This window comes from Iodobacter arcticus (genome assembly GCF_042664895.1).
In the GTDB taxonomy this organism is placed as follows: Bacteria; Pseudomonadota; Gammaproteobacteria; order Burkholderiales; family Chitinibacteraceae; genus Iodobacter; species Iodobacter arcticus.
The window spans coordinates 97,729-120,624 of sequence record NZ_JBHTBQ010000044.1; the positions used below are offsets into that span (position 1 = coordinate 97,729).

22 protein-coding genes and 3 pseudogenes are annotated in these 22,896 nt (G+C 47.1%); 22 read left to right on the plus strand and 3 right to left on the minus strand.

Annotated features, from left to right (window positions below):
* Positions 1-492 precede the first annotated feature (492 nt).
* Positions 493-5,244: an NAD-glutamate dehydrogenase gene (locus ACFQNF_RS17910; protein ID WP_380189287.1), complete on the plus strand. Its 4,752-nt coding sequence runs from the start codon at positions 493-495 to the stop codon at positions 5,242-5,244.
* Positions 5,245-5,383: 139 nt separating this feature from the next.
* Here ACFQNF_RS17910 and ACFQNF_RS17915 read toward each other — a convergent pair.
* A pseudogene (locus ACFQNF_RS17915) lies at positions 5,384-5,497 on the minus strand (TIGR02391 family protein); the annotation flags it as partial.
* 390 nt (positions 5,498-5,887) lie between these two features.
* On the opposite strand from ACFQNF_RS17915, the gene ACFQNF_RS17920 reads away from it, so the two are divergent.
* The 5 genes from ACFQNF_RS17920 (at position 5,888) to ACFQNF_RS17940 (ending at position 10,293) form a co-directional block, all read left to right on the plus strand.
* Positions 5,888-6,502, plus strand: a complete 615-nt coding sequence (locus tag ACFQNF_RS17920) for a hypothetical protein (protein WP_380189289.1) — start codon at positions 5,888-5,890, stop codon at positions 6,500-6,502.
* A 124-nt stretch (positions 6,503-6,626) separates the two neighbouring features.
* Positions 6,627-7,277, plus strand: coding sequence for a cytochrome b/b6 domain-containing protein (locus ACFQNF_RS17925; RefSeq protein WP_380189291.1), 651 nt, complete (start codon positions 6,627-6,629; stop codon positions 7,275-7,277).
* Complete coding sequence (locus ACFQNF_RS17930) at positions 7,270-8,034, plus strand: molybdopterin-dependent oxidoreductase (RefSeq protein ID WP_293934890.1); 765 nt, start codon at positions 7,270-7,272, stop codon at positions 8,032-8,034. The genes ACFQNF_RS17925 and ACFQNF_RS17930 overlap by 8 nt, the downstream gene beginning before the upstream one ends.
* Positions 8,035-8,239: 205 nt before the next feature.
* Complete coding sequence (locus ACFQNF_RS17935; RefSeq protein WP_293934887.1) at positions 8,240-8,980, plus strand: response regulator; 741 nt, start codon at positions 8,240-8,242, stop codon at positions 8,978-8,980.
* Between the two features lie 233 nt (positions 8,981-9,213).
* Complete coding sequence (locus tag ACFQNF_RS17940; RefSeq protein ID WP_380189293.1) at positions 9,214-10,293, plus strand: ATP-binding protein; 1,080 nt, start codon at positions 9,214-9,216, stop codon at positions 10,291-10,293.
* Positions 10,294-10,428: 135 nt separating this feature from the next.
* Here ACFQNF_RS17940 and ACFQNF_RS17945 read toward each other — a convergent pair.
* A pseudogene (locus ACFQNF_RS17945) lies at positions 10,429-10,717 on the minus strand (ATP-binding protein); the annotation flags it as partial.
* Positions 10,718-10,924: 207 nt separating this feature from the next.
* On the opposite strand from ACFQNF_RS17945, the gene ACFQNF_RS17950 reads away from it, so the two are divergent.
* The 6 genes and pseudogenes from ACFQNF_RS17950 (at position 10,925) to ACFQNF_RS17975 (ending at position 15,949) form a co-directional block, all read left to right on the plus strand.
* Entirely contained in the window at positions 10,925-11,698 is a 774-nt protein-coding gene (locus ACFQNF_RS17950) for a hypothetical protein (protein ID WP_380189295.1), read from the plus strand.
* 349 nt (positions 11,699-12,047) lie between these two features.
* A complete protein-coding gene (gene prfB, locus ACFQNF_RS17955) occupies positions 12,048-13,151 on the plus strand; it encodes a peptide chain release factor 2 (RefSeq protein WP_380189297.1) in 1,104 nt (367 codons plus the stop codon).
* 116 nt (positions 13,152-13,267) lie between these two features.
* Positions 13,268-13,626 (plus strand): annotated as a pseudogene (locus ACFQNF_RS17960) (GxxExxY protein).
* 63 nt (positions 13,627-13,689) lie between these two features.
* The gene (gene lysS / locus ACFQNF_RS17965) at positions 13,690-15,189 is read left to right on the plus strand and encodes a lysine--tRNA ligase (RefSeq protein WP_380189299.1); all 1,500 of its coding nucleotides are present in this window, start codon (positions 13,690-13,692) and stop codon (positions 15,187-15,189) included.
* A gap of 261 nt (positions 15,190-15,450) precedes the next feature.
* Positions 15,451-15,681 (plus strand): hypothetical protein, encoded by a 231-nt coding sequence (locus ACFQNF_RS17970; RefSeq protein WP_380189301.1) that lies wholly within the window; start codon positions 15,451-15,453, stop codon positions 15,679-15,681.
* Positions 15,671-15,949, plus strand: a complete 279-nt coding sequence (locus tag ACFQNF_RS17975; RefSeq protein ID WP_380189303.1) for a type II toxin-antitoxin system RelE/ParE family toxin — start codon at positions 15,671-15,673, stop codon at positions 15,947-15,949. Before ACFQNF_RS17970 ends, ACFQNF_RS17975 begins: the two co-directional genes overlap by 11 nt.
* A 31-nt stretch (positions 15,950-15,980) precedes the next feature.
* Here ACFQNF_RS17975 and ACFQNF_RS17980 read toward each other — a convergent pair whose 3' ends face one another.
* On the minus strand, positions 15,981-16,400 hold the full coding sequence (locus tag ACFQNF_RS17980; RefSeq protein WP_380189305.1) for a VOC family protein: 420 nt from the start codon (positions 16,398-16,400) through the stop codon (positions 15,981-15,983).
* Positions 16,401-16,673: 273 nt separating this feature from the next.
* On the opposite strand from ACFQNF_RS17980, the gene ACFQNF_RS17985 reads away from it, so the two are divergent.
* The 10 genes from ACFQNF_RS17985 to modA all read left to right on the plus strand — a co-directional run bounded on the left by ACFQNF_RS17985 (position 16,674) and on the right by modA (position 22,836).
* Complete coding sequence (locus ACFQNF_RS17985) at positions 16,674-17,057, plus strand: nuclear transport factor 2 family protein (protein WP_380189306.1); 384 nt, start codon at positions 16,674-16,676, stop codon at positions 17,055-17,057.
* Positions 17,058-17,121: 64 nt separating this feature from the next.
* Positions 17,122-17,700, plus strand: a complete 579-nt coding sequence (locus ACFQNF_RS17990) for a GNAT family N-acetyltransferase (protein WP_380189308.1) — start codon at positions 17,122-17,124, stop codon at positions 17,698-17,700.
* Between the two features lie 36 nt (positions 17,701-17,736).
* Positions 17,737-18,288 carry a GNAT family N-acetyltransferase gene (locus ACFQNF_RS17995; RefSeq protein ID WP_380189310.1) on the plus strand — a complete coding sequence of 184 codons (552 nt, stop codon included), beginning with the start codon at positions 17,737-17,739 and terminating at the stop codon, positions 18,286-18,288.
* Positions 18,281-18,763, plus strand: coding sequence for a hypothetical protein (locus tag ACFQNF_RS18000; protein ID WP_380189312.1), 483 nt, complete (start codon positions 18,281-18,283; stop codon positions 18,761-18,763). Before ACFQNF_RS17995 ends, ACFQNF_RS18000 begins: the two co-directional genes overlap by 8 nt.
* A gap of 88 nt (positions 18,764-18,851) precedes the next feature.
* Entirely contained in the window at positions 18,852-19,343 is a 492-nt protein-coding gene (locus ACFQNF_RS18005; protein ID WP_380189314.1) for a hypothetical protein, read from the plus strand.
* Between the two features lie 5 nt (positions 19,344-19,348).
* A complete protein-coding gene (locus ACFQNF_RS18010; RefSeq protein ID WP_380189316.1) occupies positions 19,349-19,753 on the plus strand; it encodes a hypothetical protein in 405 nt (134 codons plus the stop codon).
* Positions 19,754-20,306: 553 nt separating this feature from the next.
* Complete coding sequence (locus ACFQNF_RS18015; RefSeq protein ID WP_380189318.1) at positions 20,307-20,669, plus strand: GFA family protein; 363 nt, start codon at positions 20,307-20,309, stop codon at positions 20,667-20,669.
* A 27-nt stretch (positions 20,670-20,696) separates the two neighbouring features.
* Positions 20,697-21,329, plus strand: coding sequence for a LysE family translocator (locus ACFQNF_RS18020; RefSeq protein ID WP_380189320.1), 633 nt, complete (start codon positions 20,697-20,699; stop codon positions 21,327-21,329).
* 79 nt (positions 21,330-21,408) lie between these two features.
* Positions 21,409-21,969 (plus strand): GNAT family N-acetyltransferase, encoded by a 561-nt coding sequence (locus ACFQNF_RS18025; protein ID WP_380189322.1) that lies wholly within the window; start codon positions 21,409-21,411, stop codon positions 21,967-21,969.
* Between the two features lie 126 nt (positions 21,970-22,095).
* A complete protein-coding gene (gene modA / locus ACFQNF_RS18030; protein WP_380189324.1) occupies positions 22,096-22,836 on the plus strand; it encodes a molybdate ABC transporter substrate-binding protein in 741 nt (246 codons plus the stop codon).
* Positions 22,837-22,896 lie beyond the last annotated feature (60 nt).

A 22,896-nucleotide genomic window follows, 5' to 3' on the forward strand; every position in this document is an offset into this window, starting at 1 on the left:
CTGTTTTTTTTGTAGTAAACAGCGCCGATTTCCTGCTCTTATCTCGTTATCTGTGCATCAAAACAGCGATATAATTTTTTTGGCCTATTCTTGATTGGATTTTAAGCACAGGGATAAGAGTGGTTTAAAACAATCGTTTATTTTTCAGAAATAAAAACGGTCATCAAGCCGCTATAGCATGGTTGTTTGTAAGGCTCATTTTTGCTAGACAAAAAGCCATTGGGTAGGTGATTTTACTTATAAAACATAACTTGCTTTATATTTAATCCATCAAATACAAAATGCGTGGGCAAATTAAGTATTCTGGAAGTTTACAATTTACCCTATTGTTAAAAATAACATGTAGTCAGGCTTATTCATTAACAACAACAACTTGGCTGCAATATTCTTACTCTTCCAATCTTGCTATTAGTGAAAATCATGATGTGCCAAAGCTGGCAATGCCTGAAAGGTGGGTATAGAGTCAGGGCACACTGAACCGGAGCTTCTGTTATGACCGTTTTGTCCACACTCAAAGCACTAGGTGAACTTGCTGCGGCGAGTGACCAGCCGATCACCCAAGATTTTCTCTCTGCTTACTTCGCCCACATCTCCGAAGACGATTTAATAGAAAAAACACCGGAAGATTGGTTTGGCGCGGTGCTTGCGCATTGGCGTATGGCACGCACTCGCGTGGCGAACACGCGCAAACTACGCATTTATAATCCAAGCGTGCCTGATCACGGCTGGCAGAGCAGCCATACCGTGATTGAAATCGTGCAGTCAGATCGCCCGTTTCTGGTTGACACCATTGGCATGTCTGTTGCGCGATTAGGCTATGGCGTTCATCAGGTTGTTCACCCTGTGTTGCAAGTTGCCCGTCAAGAAAATGGCGACTGGCAAGGTATGGATGAGCAAAGCCCTGCCGAATCTTGGATGCATATTGAAATTGATCGCATCACCGCGAGCGACGCACTGGCTCAACTCGAAAACGATCTGAACAACGCCCTTGATATGCTGGATGCTTGCGTTACCGATTGGCCAGGTATGGCAGATCGCGTCACGGCGGCACTTGAAGGCCTGCGTCATCGTCCGCCTCCGCTTGATATTGTTTTAGTCCGTGAAACCAGCGCATTCTTAGAATGGATGTTGGCTGGTCACTTTATTTTCCTGGGCGTGCGTGATTACCGCTTTGCAGAAGATGGCAACTTACATTTTGTGGGTGGCTCTGGCCACGGCTTATTACGCGATTCTGGCGAGTCTGGCCTGTCACACACTTGGGCCGCCTTACCGCTTGATTTAAGAGAGCGTGCTTATTCTGCCGACCCATTGATTTTGATGACCAAGGCCGATACCCGTTCTTTAATTCACCGCCCTGCCTACCTTGATATGGTTAGCCTGCGTGAAGTGGATGCTAGCGGTAAAGTAATTGGTGAATTACGCATTCTTGGTCTTTACACTGCCAGTGCTTACACCACACCCCCACGCAATATTCCATTACTACGCAAAAAAATTAACGCAGTCTTGCTCGCCAGCGATGCCGATGTAGGTGGCTACCGTGGCAAGGCCATGCTGAATGTAATCGACACTTATCCGCGCGATGAATTGCTAGAAATCGGCATAGAAGATTTAGCCCGGATTGCCCAGGGCGTCGTTAGCCTGCACGAGCGCAGCCGCGTTCGCACCTTCTTCCGTGAAGACCTCTATCGCCGTTATGTATCCGTGATGCTGTTTGTGCCGCGCGATAACTACACCACCGAAGTGCGCGTTAAAGTCGAAAAAATCCTGATGGAGCGCTTAGGTGGCTACGAGGCTGAATTCAATGTCTTGCTGGCTGACAGCCCGCTGGCTCGCATTCACTTCCTGATTCACCTGCCGGTTGGCGAGCGTCTGGTTTACAACGTTAAAGAAATTGAAGACGAAATCGCCCGCGCCGCCCAACGCTGGCAAGATGATTTACGTAATCAGCTAACCCATGTACGCGGCGAAGAAGTGGGTGCTGCGCTGTATCAGCGCTATCAACGTGCTTTCTCCCCCGCTTACTGCGCAGATTTCACGGGCCGCGTGGCGGTTTACGATATCGAAGCACTGGAAGCCAGCTTAAAGAATGACAAGATCGCCATTACCCTTTCTCCGGGCAGTGTGGTTGATCCTACCCTATGGCGCTTGAAGCTTTACCGTGGTAAGCCCATTGAGTTATCCGATTGCTTGCCACTCTTAGAAAACCTTGGCGTGCGCGTGCTGGACGAGCGCCCCTACGCGCTGACTTTCGATCAAACCGAACACGCTTGGATTATTGATATTGGTCTGCGCTTACCTGTAGGCACCTCGCTGGAAAACAGCATTGATCGCGAGCGCTTGATTGCCGCATTTGCCGCTATTTTTGAAGGCGCATGCGAAAACGATAGCTTTAACCGTTTGATCTTAGGTGCTGGCCTAGCTTGGCGTGAAGTGTTGATTCTGCGCGCTTACTCTTGCTATATGCGTCAGGTAAACCTGAAGTACGGCGTTGAAATTATCGCCGATTGCTTGCTACGTCACGGCAAACTCAGCGGCCAGCTTGCGGCGCTGTTTGTGATGTCGCACGACCCAGTCACCAATTCACCGGGCGTAGCAGAAATCCTGGCAGAAGAAATTCGCCAAGCTTGCGCTAATCAATCCAGCGTAGATGATGAAAAAATCCTCTCTAGCCTGCTGGCCGCGATTCTGGCTACAGTGCGCACTAATTTCTTCCAGCTTGATGGCGATGGCAAGATCAAATCGTATACATCGTTCAAGGTAGAATCAGCGCGCATCCCAAATATGCCGCAGCCTGTGCCACTCTTTGAAATCTTTGTTTACTCGCCAGAAATGGAAGGCGTGCATTTACGCGGCGGTAAGGTGGCTCGCGGTGGCTTACGCTGGTCTGATCGCCGTGAAGACTTCCGTACCGAAGTGCTGGGCCTTGTAAAAGCACAGATGGTAAAGAACACTGTGATTGTGCCGGTTGGCTCTAAGGGTGGCTTTGTGGTGAAAAACCCACCAAGCGATCGTGAAACGCTAATGGCGCGCGGCATTGAATGCTACAAAAACTTTATTCGCGGCCTGCTTGATCTAACCGACAATCTGGTGGCGGGCCAAGTGGTACACCCATCGCAAGTACGCCGCTTAGACGAGGATGATCCTTATCTGGTGGTGGCTGCGGACAAAGGCACAGCGACATTCTCTGATATCGCCAACGGCATTTCGCGCGATTATGGCTTTTGGCTAGATGATGCCTTTGCTTCAGGCGGCTCGGTAGGTTACGACCACAAGAAAATGGGCATTACCGCCAAGGGCGCATGGGTTTCGGTAGAGCGCCAGTTCCGCGAGCTGGGCATTAACACCCGTACTGATGAATTTACCGTGATCGGCGTCGGGGACATGTCCGGAGACGTGTTTGGTAATGGCTTGCTGCGCAGCGAGCACACCAAGCTCTTGGGCGCGTTTGATCACCGCCATATTTTCCTTGATCCAAACCCGGATCCTGCCGTGTCGTTTAAAGAGCGCGCGCGCTTGTTTGATCTGCCCCGCTCTTCATGGGCTGATTACAACGCCGAGCTAATTTCTGCAGGCGGCGGTGTCTGGCCGCGCAATGCCAAGACCATTCCATTGTCTGCCGAAGTAAAAGCGATTCTTGATGTAGAAGCCGATGAGCTGGAGCCAAGCGAGCTGATCCGCGCCATGCTAAAAGCACCGGTTGATCTGTTCTACAACGGTGGGATTGGTACATACGGCAAGGCATCGACCCAAACGCCAGCCGAAGCCAACGATCGCGGTACCGATGCTGTGCGTATCGACGGTAAGGAGTTCCGCTGCAAGGTGATTGCAGAAGGCGGCAATTTGGGCTTCACCCAATTGGGCCGGATCGAATACGCTGCTCACGGTGGCCGCGTGCATACCGATGCGATTGATAACTCCGCCGGTGTAGATTGCTCCGATCACGAAGTAAATATCAAGATTTTGCTGGGCCGCATTATGGCCGGTGGCGATTTAACCATGAAGCAAAGGAATGACTTGCTGGCATCGATGACCGATGAAGTAGGCCATTTGGTGCTGCGGGACAACTATCTGCAAACCGAAGCCATCAGCCTTGAATACCAGCAAACTGCGTCACTCCTGCCGGTGCATCAGCGCTTTATGCAATCGCTAGAAAAAAATGGCCGCCTATCCCGCCGTATTGAATTCTTGCCAACCGATACGCAAATCGTCGCGCGTCAGCAAGAAGGCAGGGGCTTAGAGCGCCCAGAGCTAGCCGTACTACTGGCCTACGCAAAAATGGCCCTGTACCAAGACTTACTGGCTAGCGACTTACCAGACAGCCCAGATTGGGATGGCCTACTCGCCGCTTACTTCCCTAAGCCGCTGGTAGATCGCTTTGGTGATCGCCTTGGCGAGCACCCATTGCGCCGCGAAATTGTGGCCAATGAGCTAACCAACCGCACCATCAACCGCATGGGTATTAGCTTTGTTTTCCGTCTTTCCGAAGAAACCGAGCTATCCCCAGCCACGATTGTGCGCGCTTGGTACGATGCCACCGAGCTACTCGATAGCGAAGCCCGCTTTGTTGCCATCGAATCGCTCGACAACAGTATTCCGGCTACCATGCAATACACCATGCTGCTGCGTGAGCGTCGTCAGTTAGAGCATGCCACACGTTGGTTACTACAAAACCAGGACACCCTGCCAGATTACGCAGAGCTGATTCGCGAGCTAAAAGGCAAAATCCCTGCCTTGCTGCCGCAATTGCCTGAATGGTATGCAGGCTCGGCCAGACAAACAGAAACCACTGAAAGTTGGTTGGCAGCGGGCGTGCCTGCCGCTCTGGCCAAACAAAGTGCTTGCCTCGATGGGGCTACGCAGTTGCTTAATATCGCGCTGCTTACCCGAAAACAAGCCGCAGATGTGGATGCCGTAGCAACGATCCACTTTGCCTTGGGGGATGCGCTGGAGCTGGATTGGTTGCACGGCTTGATCGAGCAATTGCCACGCGCTAATCATTGGCAAACCCTAGCCCGCCTGGCTTGCCGCGACGATCTACAACGCGCCCACATCGCCTTAACAAGTGCCGCGCTGGAGCTAAGCCCCGGTGCTACGCCAAGTGTGCGGGTTGAATCATGGCTACAAAGTCAAGAAACAGCCATCGCCCACTGCCGCAGAATGTTTGAAGAAATGAAAACACTCGCGCCAGACTTGGCCATGATGTCGGCCGCCTTACGCGAAATTCGTCATCGCTTGGCGGTGTAAAAAAGAAGGAGGCTTAGTTTAGGCTTGGCCTGTAGGTTGAGTATTGGGTTTTATTTAATGTTTAATGGGATTTGTGTATTTGATTAAATGAAATTTGGTACTTAGATATAAAAATGCGGCCTTGAGAGGGGCCGCATTTTTATTGGCTGGAGGTACAACGAAGTCGCTCTGCGATGCCTTTTACAGCCTCAAGTACAGAATGGAAATGATTTTCTTCTAATCGCTCAGCCTTACAAAACTTCAGAACTTCTGTATGAGTACCTCGACCTTCAAGTAATCCTCATAAATGCCCCGCCCTAACACGAGCCCCTTTTAATGTTGTTTCCTTTAGTAATCCCCCCACAAAACCTATTCAGGCTCTTAACTTAACCATTAAATTGTATATCAATGTAATTATCCAGCAGAAAACAATATTAAGTTACATTCGGGCCTTTACTCGACATATCAGCGATACATTGCAGTGTTTTAATTAACTCGTCGAGCAGCAGAAAGATAATACTTTCCCTGCCTTTAATCTTGCAGTTATAAGGTGAAACCTTTGAAAACACGAATTATGATGTATTAAGCCTATTTCCCTTATTACGACATAACCGTGTCTGATAGTGATACGTTTTTCTCAATCTACAAAATATGGAGAATTAAAATGGCGATGTCATCTCGCTTTGCTGGTGCCGTGTTGAGTTATCTTTTTTTGTGCTGCTCTGCATTCGCAGCAGACAACGTAAGCAGACCTACACGTGGAACTATAGAGTCGGTGAATGGTAACTCCGTACAGATAATTACGCGTCAGGGGAAAAAACTGGATGTCAAACTGACTAATCAGACCAAGATTAATAGCATCACTAAAGCTAAAATTTCTGATATTAAAGCCAACAGCTTCATCGGTACGGCTGCAGCACCTCAGGCCGACGGTACGCTGAAAGCGTTGGAAGTACACGTTTTCTCGCCAAGTCTTCGCGGTAATGGCGAAGGTTTCAACCCGTTTGAATCGGCGGACGGTAAAATCAACACCATGACCAACGGCACCGTTGGCAAGCTAGTGAACAATAATGGTCGTACCCTAACGATCAAATTCAATAATGCAGAAAAAACGGTCATCATCCCAGATGATGTGCCAGTTGTTCTGATTACTCCCAGCGATCGTAGTGTGTTGATGCCTGGCGTAAAAGTAATTCTCTTCTTCATGAAAGATGATAAAGGTCAGTCGGTTATCCGTGCTATTTCTGCTGGCAAAGACGGTATTACTCCGCCAATGTAAACCAGTGGTGAACCTGTTTGTGAGGGTTTTTAGAAAAAATAGTGCGGTATTTTCTATTTTCTTACTGTTTATATATTTTTCGTGGCAATTCGAGCTAATAGATTGAATATGCCGGAGACGCTTTGTGAATCGTCCTTTATCGAAAATAATTCCACGGTGTAAGCAAAATATTCATCCGTGGCAGATCCGCCTGAGCCACTGGATAAACCTGCTGGCAATGATCTGCATGATAATGAGTGGATGGGGTATTTATAATGCCTATCCCCTTTTTCCCTTCACCTTTCCGCAAAGCACAACGCTGGGTGGCTGGTTAGGTGGCAATATTGCTTGGCATTTAGCTACTATGTGGCTAATGGCGGTCAACGCTCTGTTTTACCTGCTGTGGGGCTTGTTCAGCGGGCACTTTAAGCGAAGCTTTTTCCCGTTTTCATCTAAGTCTGTCTGGCGTGATACTGTACGGGCTTTTACGTTTACCTTGCCGCACAAACTCGGTGAATATAATGCCGTTCAAAGACTGATGTATGTCAGCGTACTGCTGCTAGGGGCGTTATTGGTACTGTCCGGATTGTCTATCTGGAAACCGGTGCAGCTAAGTGGTCTGGTCTGGCTTTTAGGTGGGTTCGGTAGTGCCCGTTATGTGCATTTCTTTGCTATGAGCGGTGTGATGTTGTTTGTGGTAATCCATGTTTTGATGGTGCTATTGGTGCCTAAAACCTTTATCGCCATGATTACCGGCGGTAAAAAAGCACACATCCAGGAGAGCACAGATGAGTGATCAATCAAAACCACCAAGAATCATTATTGAACCAGAACAGCGTAAACAACTGGTCAATATTCAGCGTCGCTTATTGCTACGTTCCGGGTTAACACTCGGTGCGGTATCGATGCTAACTGGCTGTAATTTGCAGGATGGCGATCAGGTCGATAAGGTTCTGTGGGAAATGTCGCGCTGGAATGATCGCGTGCAGCGCTGGCTGTTTAACGGTGAGAAATTGGCACAGACATATCGTCCAGATCAAATAGATATGCCGTTCCGCTTTAACGCCTATTATCCTGAATTCAATGTTCCTGAAGTCGATATACCTAATTACCGATTGGAGGTTTCAGGATTAGTGCAAAAGAAGGCTCCGTGGACATTGGAACAGTTACAGCATTTGCCGCAGGAGAGCCAGATAACTCGGCTTATCTGTATTGAGGGCTGGAGCGCGATCGGTCAATGGAGTGGTGTACCACTAAAAACCTTTCTGCAGCAAGTTGGGGCCGATCTCACCGCTAAATATGTAGGTTTCAAATGTGATGACCGCTACTATTCTAGTATTGATATGGCGACTGCTCTGCATCCACAGACTATTCTGGCGCTAGATTTTGGCGGAAAACCCTTGCCGCCCGAATATGGTTATCCGCTGCGTTTGCGTATGCCGACCAAGCTCGGCTTCAAAAATGCCAAACATATTGGCGCGATTTTTGTTACTAACGAGTATCCCGGTGGTTATTGGGAAGATCAGGGCTATAACTGGTTCAGTGGGATTTAAGTGAGACTCTGGTCTCAATGGCCATCTTGCATAGGATACGCAAGGGGCAATTTCTGCATTCTGCAGGGTACGTATTGTCCCCTGCAGTACAGTTTTATCTTTGGCCGCCTAAAACACAATCACACGGCTTCTGCTTAACCTTTTCCCCTTAATGAGACAGAATCTACTGACTTATCTGTTTAAAGCCTGAAATAAGGATGCTGCGGTGGAACATACAGATCATGTCTTGATTGTAGATGACGATAGTGAAATTCGTTGGTTGATTGCTGATTACCTGAAAAAGAATGGACTCCGAACTACCGAAGTCGCTGACGGACGCCAGATGTGGGCCTTTCTGGAGAAAACTCCCGTAGATGTGATAGTACTCGACATCATGATGCCTGGCGATGATGGCCTGACGCTGTGCCGCGAATTGCGAAGCAGTAGACATAAGGCCACGCCTATACTTTTGGTAACTGCCAGAAGTGAAGATACTGATCGGATTGTTGGTTTAGAAATGGGAGCAGATGATTATCTGGTGAAGCCGTTTGTTGCTCGTGAACTACTCGCGCGCATCAAAACGGTATTACGCCGTACACGTATGATGCCACCCAGCTTACGGACAACTGAACCGGCACGTCTTTTAGCGTTTGGTGTATGGGTATTAGACACTACTGCGCGTAGCCTGATGGATAGTGACGGGGTCATGGTTGCATTGAGTGGTGCAGAGTACCGTCTACTAAGGGTGTTTCTCGATCACCCGCAGCATGTGTTAACCCGTGATCAGTTGCTCAATCAGACACAAGGGCGTGATGCAGACCTGTTTGAACGTTCTATCGATCTATTGGTAAGTCGATTGAGGCAACGGTTAAACGACGATGCACGGGAGCCGTTTTATATTAAGACCGTAAGAAGTGAGGGATATGTGTTCACTATGTCTGTAGAGTTACGTGAGTCTAAAATATGAAGTATGTTTGTCAATGGTGGCCAAAAACGTTAGCTTCGCGCTTGCTGCTAATTTTGTTGTTTGGACTGTTGTCGACAAACGGATTGACTCTGAGCTTGCTATTATTCGAGCGTGCGCAGAGTGCTAAAATAATGATGCAAGGTAACATGACGTACAACGTGGCTACAGGGGTGGCAATCCTAGACCGCCTACCTGCAAATGAGCGTCCTGCGTGGATATTACGGCTTAATCGAGTGAGCTATCATTACATACAACAAGAAGGCGGGGGGGATGAATACCTAACGGACAAGCGCTTGCAGGATACTGCACAGTCCTTGAGGAATGCGCTTGGGGAGCTGTATGCCTTGCGTTTTAGTACCCCTTCTGACAACCAAAGCCATTTGCAGATGCATTTGCACCTTAATGACGGAAGCCCACTCACAATCGATTTGGCCCTGAGAAGCATGCCGTTTATTCCTTGGTTTCCTGTCGTATTGGTCAGTCAGTTAATTTTGCTATTGTGCACAGCCTGGTTTGCTATACGTAGCGCAGTACGGCCGTTAACTATCCTGACTCAGGCAGCTGAATCAATGAACCCACATACCTCCATCGCAATTAAAATGTCCGAGGAAGGGCCAGTAGAAGTACGTAAGGCAGCATGTGCATTTAATGCAATGCAGGAACGAATCGCGGCTTATTTACAGGAGCGAATGCATATCCTCGCGGCTATTTCACATGACCTGCAAACACCTATTACCCGCATTAAATTACGTTCAGAGCTAATAGAAGATAACGGGATCAAAATAAAATTACTGCAAGATCTGGAGGAAATGAATTTATTGATCCGTGAAGGTGTGTCCTATGCTCGTACCAATGAAAGTAGCAGTGAAAAAACTTGCCGCGTCCAGCCTCATGCACTTGTTGACAGCTTAGTATGCGATTATCAAGATACGGGTCAGCCTGTGATGCTCCTCGGCAAGTTAAGTGGGTCATTGCTAACTAAACCACTCGCGCTACGCAGGACTCTCAGTAATGTGATTGATAACGCCTTGAAGTTTGCAGGTAGTGCAGAAGTAGTTGTGAAACAAGAAGCCGAGTACATAATTATTCAAGTACAGGACCAAGGGCCAGGTATCCCTCCAGATGAACTTTATGCTGTGATGCAGCCATTTTATCGAGTAGAGAATTCACGTAATAGAATGACAGGCGGTACCGGACTGGGATTAGCTATTGCACAGCAACTCGTTACCTCCCTAAATGGTAGCTTAACCTTAACCAATCGAGTGGAAGGTGGTCTAGTGGTTAAAATTACGCTAACGGATATTCCTGTTTAAGGATTCGATTGTTCACGCAGATTGAAATTTGCCCCAGGGCTGGGCGTTGCTTTTTGATTGGGCAACGGTGGATAAGTCTAGCAAACAGCGCCCGCTATTTTTACGCCTTCATGTTCAGCTTAAAACCGCTCAGCCCAACAGCGCCATAGTCATCTTAGCGTTGCCAAATACGCTCGACCATTCTGAAAAGTTCAGGTTCGTGATGATGATGACGCTGGTGTGCTCGTAGAGCTTCGACAACAAATGAAAGAGCAATGCGCCACCGCCTGCCTAGTAGCTAGCCCAGCTCATCCAGAATCACCACATCTACCCGCATTAAAGCCTGTGCGATTCGGCCAGCTTTGCCTTCGCGTTTTTCTTTTTCCAGCAGATTGACCAAGCCCACGTTCAAATAAAAACGGGCGCGTTTGCCGTGATGCGTGATTTCTCGGTAATCCCCCCACAAAACCAGCCCAATTTAAAATACAGCAAAAGGCGAGTTCAACGAAACTGACGAAATAATTTACTAGATAACTTCTTCGAGCATCGCTAAACAAGCTTTCACATAATAAATAACATTAAAGATTCGTGGGGTTTATTCGATATATCTTTAATCAGACTGACTGCTTGCTTCAAATTTAAGGTTTTCCTCATGAAAATTGCCTCCGAATCAATGCAAGCCACCATTCAAAACTTTACACGGCAGCGTGTGAGCAATAACGGCGCGACGGAAGAGGACACTACAAAAAGCGCTTCGTTTGAATTCAAAATGCCAAAGTTCGATCCGGTTTCCAGCCGTAAAAGCGCGGCAAAGGGCCGCTTAGATATGCTGAAGCGGCAATTGGAAGGCATGTTGAAGTTTGCAGGCATAGGCAAAAGCAATGTGGCGGCCGCAGCACGGCTAGCCAAGCAAATTGCCGCTGCGGTAGCCGAATATGCAGGCGTCAGCGGCGGCGCGGTTCAACCGCCAACCATTGCGGGCACAGCCACCACTACGGCGACGGCCCCTACTGAGGCCCCGGCTGTGGAGAACGCTGGCCAGGAGGCGCAGCAAGCAGTACAAAAAGTCGAGCAACAAGTAAAGGAGCAAGAAGAAAGGCAAGAGGAAAAACAAGCATCAAACCCACTCGCGCAAAAAAGCGGCATGAGTGCAGAAGATCGTGATTTTTTGGATGAAGCCAAAAAGATCATGCAAAAAGCGAAGCTGCTGCTGGCCTTGGAAATACAAAACAGCAAGAAAGAAATCAAAACAGATAAAGCGCTCTACAAAGACGCCTTAAAAAGCATGGACGATGCACTCAAAAATGCCACCATCGCTTTAGAGCAGGAAGGCAAACAAGCCGCCGATACTCCCAGCGTGTACAGCGCCGATGGCAATACCAGCCCTATTCAAGTGAGCCTGCCGCAAATTTCTGTGCAGGCATAAGGCCGGCATAAACATGCAAAATCTGCGCTTTATAGCCTGTGTAATCCTTACTGCGTGCTAGGGCGCTCTACCCGAGTAAATCGTACTTTTAGCAATTTTCCATCTGAGACTCCCCTTGAATGCCACTCTCACGGTATAATTTCGCGCTTTAGTGTCTGCAGCCTGCCAGGCTTAAGACTGATCTACTGCGGAAAAGCCGGATTTGGCCACATTTCACGCATTTTTTCGTTGAATAGCCCGCTATTCGCCTCAAAAATTCGCGATATGTGTCTCAAGCCGGACTTCCCTTCGCAATGATCGCTTAAGTCAGGCAGACTGCAAGCCGCCTTTATGGGACAAAGCCACAGGCATGGAAGCAGAACAGCTTAATCAGATCGAGAACCGAATTGAAGATTTGGTCTCTCGCAGCGAAGAACTCCGCAAATACTTAGATTATCCCGGCAAAAGCGATCGACTTGAAGAAGTTGTGCGCCTGACGGAAGACCCAGACATCTGGAATGATCAGAAAAAAGCACAAGAATTAGGCCGAGAAAAGAAAGCACTTGAAGGCGTGGTTGTGGTGCTGGATGAAGTCTCCGCAGGCCTTGGCGACGCCAAAGATTTGTTCGGCATGGGCAAGGAAGAAGGCGACTTCGATACTTTGCAAGCTGTGTCTGATGATGTGGATGCCATTTCTGCCCGCGTAGAAGAGCTGGAATTTCGCCGGATGTTTAATCATCCGATGGATCCAATGCCGTGCTTTATCGACATTCAATCGGGCGCTGGCGGCACTGAGGCGCAAGATTGGGCGGGCATGTTGCTACGCATGTATGTCCGCTATGGCGAGCGCAAAGGCTTTACCGTTGAAGTGATGGAGCAGTCAGACGGCGATATCGTGGGCATCAGCCAGGCGACGATCAAACTCACCGGCGACTACGCTTACGGCTTTTTACGCACAGAAACAGGCGTTCATCGCTTGGTTCGTTGCTCGCCGTACGACTCAAACAATCGCCGCCATACTTCGTTTGCTTCGGTCTTTGTTTACCCAGAAGTTGACGATAGTTTCGAGATTGAAATCAATCCGGCTGATGTGCGTACTGACACCTACCGTGCCTCGGGCGCGGGCGGTCAGCACATTAACAAAACCGACTCTGCTGTTCGCTTAACGCACATCCCAACCAATACCGTGGTGCAGTGTCAGAACGATCGCTCCCAGCACAAAAACCGTGACGAGGCATGGAAAATGCTCCGCGCCAAATTGTATGAGCTGGAACTGCGCAAACGCATGGAAGCACAGCAATCTCTGGAAGCGACCAAATCCGACATCGGCTGGGGTCATCAGATTCGCTCTTATGTGTTCGACCAAAGCCGCATCAAAGACCTGCGCACCAGCTTTGAGGTTGGCAATATCAAGGGTGTGATGGACGGCGACCTAGAAGGCTTCATCGCCGCCAGCTTGAAACACGGGGTTTAAGCCCCCCCCAAAAAAACTTCTGTAGACACAGAGATCTGTGAGAGCACAGAGAAAATCGAGTAAAGGCAGGAACCCTGCTGATTATGTGTACTACAGACCTTTTGGGGGTGCTTTAAATGCTGAGCAAAATTGTCATTGGTGCAGCGCTTGAAGTGCATAAATCGCTTGGGCCGGGTTTACTTGAAAGCACTTACAAGAGTGCCTTGATTATGAATTGCGTTTATGCGGCTTAAGAACCGAGCGGCAGTGTTTTGTGGCATTGGATTATAAAAATATCCATATTGAAAACGCTTTCAAAATGGATATTTGGGTAAATAAAGAATTAATTATTGAGCTTAAAGCGGTTGAGAATTTTCTGCCTTTGCATCAAGCCCAGTTACTCACTTATATGCGATTAACTCAATGCAAAATCGGCTTATTAATCAACTTTAATAGCAAATTACTAAAAGACGGGATTCGCAGACCCTCACTTTGATTTTCTCAGTGCGCTCTGTGTTCTTCCTGCTCTCTGTGTCTACAGACTTGGGGTTTAAATTAAATGTCCGAAGAACAAATTATCCAGCAAGATGAAAACCAAATTATCGCGGAACGCCGCGCTAAGTTGACTGCCTTACGCGCGGCTGGCGTGGCTTACCCGAATGATTTTAAGCGGGAAAACATGTCTGGCGATTTGCAAGCCAAGTATGGCGAGTTTGAAAAAGCCGATATGGAGGCCGCACAAGTGAGCGTAGCCGTTGCTGGCCGCATGATGCTCAAACGCGTGATGGGCAAGGCAAGCTTCGCTACTGTGCAAGACTCCACAGGCCGCATTCAGTTTTTTATCAGCAAAGATAAGGTTGGCGAAGATATTTACGACAGCTTCAAGACTTGGGACATGGGCGATATTATTGCTGCCCGTGGCATGCTGATGAAAACCAATACCGGCGAGCTGTCGATCCAAGTTACCGAATTGCGTTTACTGACAAAATCTTTACGCCCTCTTCCAGACAAACACCATGGCCTTGCAGACCAAGAGCAGATTTATCGTCAGCGTCATCTGGATTTGATTACTAACGATTTAAGCCGCGCCACTTTCATCAAGCGCTCTAAAATCGTTCAGTGCATCCGCGATTACATGGTGGGCGAAAGCTACTTAGAAGTTGAAACCCCGATGATGCATGGCATCCCCGGCGGTGCAACAGCCAAGCCATTTGTAACGCATCACAATGCACTGGATATGCCGCTTTATCTGCGCATCGCCCCAGAGCTTTACCTCAAACGCCTGATCGTTGGCGGCATGGAGCGCGTGTTTGAAATCAACCGCTCTTTCCGCAACGAAGGCATGAGCACACGCCACAACCCAGAATTCACCATGATCGAATTCTATGAAGCGTATTCTGACTACCAACGCATGATGGAAATGTCCGAAGGCATCATCCGCGCTTGCGCCCAGCTTGCGACGGGCAGCACGGTCATTACCTACCAAGGTAAAGAAGTCGATCTATCCAAGCCCTTTGCCCGCTACACCATCGCAGGCTCGATCAAAGCTTACAACCCAGAATACACCGACGAGCAACTGAATGACCAAGCTTTCTTGGCGGCAGAAGTGGTTCGTTTAGGTGGCAAGCCAATGCCAACCGCAGGCGTTGGCGCATTGCAACTGGCCCTGTTTGAAGAAAACACCGAAGCCAAGCTGTGGGAGCCAACCTTTATTATCGACTACCCGGCCGAAGTCTCCCCACTGGCCCGTGCCAACGACAGCAAACCCGGCATTACCGAGCGCTTCGAGCTATTTATGGTTGGCCGTGAACATGCCAATGGTTACTCAGAGCTGAACGACCCAGAAGACCAAGCCGAACGCTTTATGGCCCAAGTCGAGCAAAAAGACGCTGGGGACGATGAAGCGATGCACTTTGATGCAGACTACATCCGCACCCTGGAATCCGGTATGCCCCCAACCGGTGGCTGCGGCATTGGTATCGATCGCTTAGTGATGTTGCTGACTGATTCGCCAAGCATTCGCGACGTTATTCTTTTCCCGCAGATGCGCCCTGAGTAAGATTTAGTTTTTTGCTTGAACGAACAAAACCCCGCATAGGTGATTGCTTGTGCGGGGTTTTTGCTTGTTGGACTAGTCAATACCCCTCTGCACTGGCCACACTCAACTAAGGGCAAGAAAAGGTGAGCCAATCCGACGGGAAATAAATATCTTTGTAAAAGCCAATAAGACGAAGCAGAAACATAAGTAACCTATTAATAATGAAAAACGACTTACGCAAATTTTTAGATGTAAAATAAACAGATTCTAAAGGGGCCAGCAATGAACCTTCACTTGCCGACAGACTTACAAGTAGCGCTTGATGGCCTAGCCATACAGCAAGGTGATACCCCGGACGCCCTAGCCCGTCGGGTACTTACCGACTATGTGCAAGAGCAAACGCGATTACAAGAGGCTCTGGCCATTGGTGAGTGGTCACTAAACAATGAGCCGACCTATTCAGCCAATGAGGCAATCGCACTCACTCGACAGGTCTTAAACCGTGCGGCTTGAGTTAACTCAGCAGGCTTTATCGGATATGCAGAGCCACGCCGTACAGTATCAACAACAAGCCCCTGAGCTTACCGAGCGATTCCTTGCTGAGTTGATGCACGGTTTTAAGCTGATTGAATCAATCCCGACGGCCTTTCAACTGATAGATGAAACACGCCGTCGCTATGTGGTACGGGGCTTCCCGTTTTTGCTGTTGTATCGGGTTGATATGGTAAATGAGGTTGTATACCTGCTGAGGGTGTATCACCAGCGGCAGAGCTACCACTAGCCGCTCCTAATTAGTGATAGGCCCTTTCTGGCTAAACTACCAAATCATCACTCGCATCAAAAACCCAGCCATCTTCATAAATTACTTCAAATAAATGCCCGTCTAAGTCACGGAAATAGCCTGCTATACCCCATGCGTTCTTCGTGGCTGGCTTTATGATCGTTGCACCCAGATTGGCGGCTTTGTCTAGCACTCGCGGTACGTCTTCAGGGCTGCGGGCGATATAGGCTAATGCCACACCTGAAAAGCCACTCCCTTCCGCCGTGGCAAAGTTGGCATCTTTGGCAAAAGCTTCACGAGATTGAATCGCCAACACCACGCCACCCAAATCAAACTTCACAAATTCCGCATGGCTCGATTCAGCCTTAGGCCAGCCGAGTGCTTCATAAAAGGCTGTGGATTTAGCAATGTCGCTTACCCCAAGCAAAATTAAATTAAGCCTTTGCCTCATGATTACCCCTCTGTAGTGAATGGAACGATTGTTCTTTATTGTATATTGTTGCGCGTCATTAGCCGATAAATTATGACGCAGAGCTTTCTTTTGAATGACGCAAGCCATGAAAATAGATAAAGTAGAGTGTGCTGCTCGTGCTTATCGGTAAGCCATCGCAACTAAAACCACCGGCCAATTAAGTCATCATGCTTTAGCATGCTTAGAAAACGCTCGTTTTTATTGTGCAGCTCAACGCTAAGGCTTAAATAAAAATTGCTTCGGGAGATTTAAATGAATGCTACTGAAACGCGCGCCCTGCTCGATCGATATATCAGCGCGTATAATCGTATGGATATTCCGGCCATGCTGCTGACGGTGCACTCCGATATTGAGTTTAAAAATATATCAGGAGGCGTTGTTAATGCCACTGCCATTGGCGCTACTGAATTACGAGCACTTGCAGAGCAATCTATTTCTTTATTCTCTGAGCGGCATCAGGAGATTTTATCTTTTGAATACACGGAAACACATGCCGCCGTAACCATCGCGTTTCGCGCCATTATTGCCCGTGATTTGCCAAACGGCTTAAAAAAAGACCAAGTACTTGAGCTATCTGGACGTACTGATTTTGAATTTAAAGATGGGCTTATTTTAAAAATTACGGATATAAGTTAAGTGGCTACTTGGTATTAAATAATAGCGCTACCCCATTTTTTTTATACAAAACTTAACAACCACCATGCCCATTACACTCGTCACTCCAAACCTAGCCCTTCTACCCAGCTATATCGCCGCACTAGAGCGAAACTGGACCCGTGATAATGATCAAGATCCTGCTGGCGCGGCGGCACAATTGGCCCGCATCCACCAAGACGCAGACGCATTTCTCACCTCGCTGTCAGACTTAAACGGTAGTGGCCCGTTTGTAGAGCTTAATGATGGCAGTAAAGTGCCACGTCTACCTCGGGCTAGGTATTGGATTTCTGATGGGGAGTTTGCGGGGGATTTAAGTTTGCGTTGGCAAAAAGGGACTTCGGAATTGCCTGCTTATTGCTTGGGGCATCTTGGCTATGTGGTGGTTCCGTGGAAGCGCGGGGGCAATTATGCGTCACAAGCCATTTTGCAACTCGTGCCTTTGGCCATAAGCCACGGCTTAAGCTGGATTGATATCGCCATGGGCGTTGATAATGTAGCATCGCGCCATACCGCAGAAAAGGCAGGAGCGATGCTTTTGCGGCAATTTAATGCTGGCCCAGAGGCGGATAATCAAGAGGCGTTGCTGTTTAGGCTAGGTCTTAATGCTGAAGCATTGCTTTAAAGTACTGCTTAAGTTTTTTATTGATGGGATTAAGCAATGTTGCCAATTTCAACCCCAATGCTGTTGCTAAGAGATTTTACATCTGCTGATTTAAATGCCTATAAAAATTTACGCAACGATGAGAAATTTCAGCGCTTTTATAGCGAAGAAGATTCCTTACCTGAGAAATCTGAATTCCTGTTAAATTTATTTATTCAACAGGCAAAAGAGCAGCCAAGAAGCAAATTCCAACTCGCCATTGTCTCTCACTCAGGCGAGCTAATGGGCTCTTGTGGTATTCGCCTTGAAGAACATGGCAATAATGCATCCATAGGCTGTGAATTAGGAAGGTACTGGCACGGCACAGGGGCAGCAAAGCAAGCCGCACAGGCAATCATTGATTTTGGATTTAGACAATTAAATGTACAACGAATCTACGCAGAAACAATTGCGAACAACAAAGCCGCAATCCGCCTTTGTGTATCACTTGATATGCATATAGAAGCTGAGCGTGTGAGCGATCAGTTTTTTAAAGGGAAATCTTGGAATACTGTAGTGCTTGTCATAAATAGAAAAAGCTGGGGTGATAAGGGTTATATTCATGCCTAAACTTCTAATAAGGGCTATGGCACACAAAGTAAACCGTTTGCAAATAAATCTTATCGTTACTCTTTTTGCCTGCGTATCGTGTTCTGCATTTGCCACTCCTTGTGCCAAAATGATACAACCCATTTCGGAAGAAAAGAAGGCTATTTTTGCTAAGGCTATTAATGTGCACCTCAACCAGCAACTAGGGCCATCACTAAATCAAACCCTATTCACTGATGGCGCTGATATTCTTGAGGTTATTCATTTTAAAAAGTGGTATATCATCTATGTAAACACTCACATAACAGATGAGATTTTTTTGGTTTATAGATCTGCGCCAAATAAAAGTTATGGATATTTGACTAGTTGGGCAGGGTCGGCAACAAATGACGAAGGCAGTAGAATTGAAAACTGGTTAAAAAAAGAAGCCCTCGGCATACCTAAAAAACTTGCCAGTTGTTTTGCTTGGCATATTACAGAGGGGCGTAATCAATAGTATTGACTTATCTACTTCTTAATAAATTAACCTCTTATACGTCTGCGATTAATTTTTTTATCCAGAACAAACTAATATTGCTCCCCTTATGAACAAAATATTCTCATTCTTTTTTATCACCTTGCTATGCTATAGCCACACTGCTTTGTCAGGCGATAACCCACTGACCGTTGCATTTTTTGATTTTTCCAGCGGTGTAGGCAAGGCAAGCTTTAAATCGCTTCGTGCAAGCGGCATTGAACACCCTTGCTGGCATGAAAGTTTTGTAGAAATCAGTGGTATTGAAACTGCGTATATCGAGAAATTACCAAAATCCTTAGACCCAAACGATTTTCGTCAAGCACTTCTCGGCAATGCCGTAGCGGCAGAGCGTTTGCGTAAGTCTATTTCAGCTGCTGGGTTAAATGGGGCTTATGCTTTTACTGTTGAGGTATCGGGAAAATTTGGAGTAATTCATGGTATGGGCACGCAGAACATAGGAATTGCATCATCTGCCTCTACGTCAATTACTGAAGGTAAGCTTATCCAAAACAGCACATTTTCTAAGCGCCTATGTGAGGCGAGTAAATCAATGGAATAGCCGTATTGCGGCAAACAATAATCAGGGCTGATCCAAACAATTTTTACGTATCGAGTGCTGCGGCATTTTATATTCTTTATTTTTTTCTATGCTACAAGCACCGCCACCATTGGCGTACAAGTAAATATTTAAAACTTTTCATTAAAGGTCTAGATATGAAAACCAATATGCGTAAGCTAAGTATGGCTATTGCATTCATCACTGGCATCTCGGCCAATAGTTTTGCCGCACTGCCACCAAAGTATCTTGAAATTAAAGATTTTAAAAAATGTTTACAAGAAAAAGAAATCGATAGCTATCGCATCGTGTGCATGCCTAAAAAGAAGCTTGCTGCGTGCCCTAGGGCGAGCTGGAAGCAGCTGAATGCTTTAACAGAAAATGACAAAATACCCGCTTGCGGACAAAAATAATTTTAATTAAAGAATTCTTAGTGTGGGAGCGAAAGCCCCACACTTACCGCTTTGACATAAAGAGATTAATGTCATCCCTCGCTTATTTTATGGCTTCTTATGCGAAATCTATTTCTCATCTTGTTTCTCCCCCCTCTGCTTACAAGCGCTGCTCATGCGACCAGTTGGCAAATATGCGATATGGAAGTTCGTGTTAATTCACATAAGAAAGCCGATCGGCAAATGGATGTGAGTGTATTAAAGCGGCTTGATAAATCAAATGCTGAATGCCCCTTAATTGGTGAGCAAATTATTTTTAGGCCTGAAACAGCTGACTTTCAGAATGAGCTACCTAAAAAGTATTGGCCAAAAAGTGGTGCGCTTATTAAGATGCGCTATCAGTATCTGGATGGCATTTGCAAAGACAGAGGCCCTTGCAGGATTAAGCATTACCCTCTCTCACGATAAATGCCTCAACCATAGAAGTGTTTGTATCGCATAGAGACTCAGTGGCTGATGCATTGGCGAGTAAATATCCATACCCCCCCACTTAACGCTTATTCAAAGGCCGTTTATGGCTTATCGCCCACTAAAAAAATATCAAGGCAGTTGTCACTGTGGTGCCGTTCAATTTGAAGTTGAAACGGATTTTCCAGAGCTTACGCGGTGTGATTGCTCGATTTGCTATCGCAAAAATGCGCTGATGGTTAAAGTGCATGAAACAGCATTCAAGCTATTAAAGGGCAATGAATTTTTAAGTGAATATCAATTTCACACGCACACGGCTCATCATTTCTTCTGCAAGATATGTGGCATTTACCCATTTCATCGTAAGCGTGTTACACCTGATTATTTTGGGATTAATGTATTTTGTCTGGCAGATTTTAATGCCGAAGGGATTCCAATTAGGCAAGCTATTGGCGCGGCAATGACATAGTCATCTATAATTCATCAGGAACTAAAAATGCATTTATCTAATTGGTTTGTTTTTTGCAGTGTGGCGCTGGTGGTTACTTTTACACCCGGCCCCGGCGTACTATTGGCGATTTCCAATTCACTCACTATCGGGCCATGGCGCAGCATGATTAGCTCGATTGGCAATATGGTGGGCTTGTTTATTGTTTCTGGTGTAACCATGGCAGGCATGGGCGTCGTGCTGGCTACATCTGCCATCGCCTTTACCGCATTAAAGCTAAGCGGTGCAGCGTATTTGATTTATTTAGGGATTAAGCAATGGCGTAGCAAGGCCAGTCTTTTTTCTGACACCCAAAGCCAGGCAAGCTCGCTGTCAGGCTGGCGTTTATTCTGCCAGGGCTTAACTGTTGCGTTGACTAATCCTAAGGCTATTCTGTTTTTTGCGGCGCTGTTTCCGCAATTTATTAAACAGGATGCGCCTGTCCTCACGCAATTCACCGTACTAACCACCACTTTTGCAGCTTGCGCCCTAATATCACATGCTTTTTATGTGCTACTGGCCCGTAGCTTAAAAAGCCAGTTTGCCAACCCTCGCCGTATGCAGCTGTTTAATTATGTATCAGGTGGTTTATTTGTTGTGCTGGGTCTTAGCCTGCTGCGTTTACGCAATAAGGCTGCTTAAGACTAGATTGATAGGCATTACATCTGTTTTGCATCTTAAAAATATTGCGGCCTTTATCTTATTTAAGGAATTATGCCGTATGGCTATTTTCGAACAAGTGGAATTGCAAACATCACGCTTATTACTTCGTCCGTTACAAGAATCGGATGCGGTGGCCCTGCTGGCTATTTTTTCTGATGAAAAAGTCATGCAATACTGGAGCACACCGCCTTGGGACTCTATTGATATTGCTCACGCGCTGATTGCCCGTGATTTAAAAGCAATGGCTGCAGGGGAATATATTCGCCTAGGTATTGAGCGAGTGGAAGACCATGTTTTAATAGGTACAACCTCGCTTTTTGATCTAAACGAGCAATGCTGCCGTGCAGAAATTGGCTACGGAATGGCCTCCTCTGCTTGGGGAGTGGGCTACATGCACGAAGCCCTTAGTGCTCTACTTGATTTTGGTTTTTCAGAATTAAAATTAAACCGCGTAGAGGCCGATATCGACCCTAGAAATCTCGCTTCCGCTAAAAGTCTGGAGCGTCTTGGCTTTAGCCGCGAAGGCTATTTGCGTGAACGCTGGATTGTAGATGGCGTGGTATCAGATACGGCACTGTATGGGCTTTTATTCAGTGACTGGAACAATACTCATCAATAAAAAGAGTCTGCTTTTACTTTGCCTACCCCTTTCGCACCAACACACTCGCCACTAAAAGCATTAAGCTATCAGTCAGCAAACTGGCTTTTCCCATGCAAACCAGCCGCCTCTCTAATAGGAGTTTTAATGACTGCCAAGCATTTTATTGCGGCCGCGATGGCCTGCATTTCTCTTCCTTCCTTTGCCGATGAAGTTCAAGTGGCTGTTGCGGCTAACTTTGCAGGGCCAATGCAAAAGATTGCTGCGCTATTTGAGCAAAGTAGTGGTCATCAATTACGGGTGTCCAGCGGCGCAACAGGCAAGTTTTATGCGCAGATTAAAAATGGCGCACCTTTTGAGGTTTTACTTGCCGCCGATGATGAAACGCCTGCCAAGCTGGAAAAAGAAGGCTTGGCCACGAATCGTTTCACCTACGCCATCGGCAAATTAGTGCTGTGGAGTGAAAAAGCCAATTATGTTGACGATAAGGGTGAGATCCTCAAAAAAGGTAGTTTTGCTCACCTCGCCATTGCCAATCCCAAGCTTGCCCCCTATGGCTTAGCCGCAAGCGAAACATTAAAAACCTTGGGTGTTTTTGATCTCTTAGCGCCTAAATTTGTAACCGGCGAAAATATCGCCCAAACCCATCAGTTTATTGCCACCGGCAATGCTGAGCTGGGCTTTATTGCAATGTCGCAAGCGTTTGAAGCAGGCAAACTTAAAAGCGGATCCGCATGGATCGTGCCTCCGTCTTTGTACTCTGCGATTCGGCAAGATGCTGTTTTGCTCAACAAGGGCAAAGGCAAGCCTGCGGCTGAAGCACTGTTTAAATTTTTACAATCACCCTCTGCCAAAGCAATCATTAATGCTTCTGGGTATACGATTTGATATTCGACCTTGTTGTGGCGGGTTTCACCCGCCCTACGACAACCATCCCTAAGTCGATCG

Excerpts from the sequence above, each read along its gene's own strand:
- ACFQNF_RS17910 (WP_380189287.1), top strand. The coding sequence starts at position 493 with ATGACCGTTTTGTCCACACTCAAAGCACTAGGTGAACTTGCTGCGGCG.
- ACFQNF_RS17920 (WP_380189289.1), top strand. The coding sequence starts at position 5,888 with ATGGCGATGTCATCTCGCTTTGCTGGTGCCGTGTTGAGTTATCTTTTT.
- ACFQNF_RS17930 (WP_293934890.1), top strand. The coding sequence starts at position 7,270 with ATGAGTGATCAATCAAAACCACCAAGAATCATTATTGAACCAGAACAG.
- ACFQNF_RS17950 (WP_380189295.1), top strand. The coding sequence starts at position 10,925 with ATGAAAATTGCCTCCGAATCAATGCAAGCCACCATTCAAAACTTTACA.
- prfB (WP_380189297.1), top strand. The coding sequence starts at position 12,048 with ATGGAAGCAGAACAGCTTAATCAGATCGAGAACCGAATTGAAGATTTG.
- lysS (WP_380189299.1), top strand. The coding sequence starts at position 13,690 with ATGTCCGAAGAACAAATTATCCAGCAAGATGAAAACCAAATTATCGCG.
- ACFQNF_RS17970 (WP_380189301.1), top strand. The coding sequence starts at position 15,451 with ATGAACCTTCACTTGCCGACAGACTTACAAGTAGCGCTTGATGGCCTA.
- ACFQNF_RS17980 (WP_380189305.1), bottom strand. The coding sequence starts at position 16,400 with ATGAGGCAAAGGCTTAATTTAATTTTGCTTGGGGTAAGCGACATTGCT.
- ACFQNF_RS17985 (WP_380189306.1), top strand. The coding sequence starts at position 16,674 with ATGAATGCTACTGAAACGCGCGCCCTGCTCGATCGATATATCAGCGCG.
- ACFQNF_RS17990 (WP_380189308.1), top strand. The coding sequence starts at position 17,122 with ATGCCCATTACACTCGTCACTCCAAACCTAGCCCTTCTACCCAGCTAT.
- ACFQNF_RS17995 (WP_380189310.1), top strand. The coding sequence starts at position 17,737 with ATGTTGCCAATTTCAACCCCAATGCTGTTGCTAAGAGATTTTACATCT.
- ACFQNF_RS18000 (WP_380189312.1), top strand. The coding sequence starts at position 18,281 with ATGCCTAAACTTCTAATAAGGGCTATGGCACACAAAGTAAACCGTTTG.
- ACFQNF_RS18005 (WP_380189314.1), top strand. The coding sequence starts at position 18,852 with ATGAACAAAATATTCTCATTCTTTTTTATCACCTTGCTATGCTATAGC.
- ACFQNF_RS18015 (WP_380189318.1), top strand. The coding sequence starts at position 20,307 with ATGGCTTATCGCCCACTAAAAAAATATCAAGGCAGTTGTCACTGTGGT.
- ACFQNF_RS18020 (WP_380189320.1), top strand. The coding sequence starts at position 20,697 with ATGCATTTATCTAATTGGTTTGTTTTTTGCAGTGTGGCGCTGGTGGTT.
- ACFQNF_RS18025 (WP_380189322.1), top strand. The coding sequence starts at position 21,409 with ATGGCTATTTTCGAACAAGTGGAATTGCAAACATCACGCTTATTACTT.
- modA (WP_380189324.1), top strand. The coding sequence starts at position 22,096 with ATGACTGCCAAGCATTTTATTGCGGCCGCGATGGCCTGCATTTCTCTT.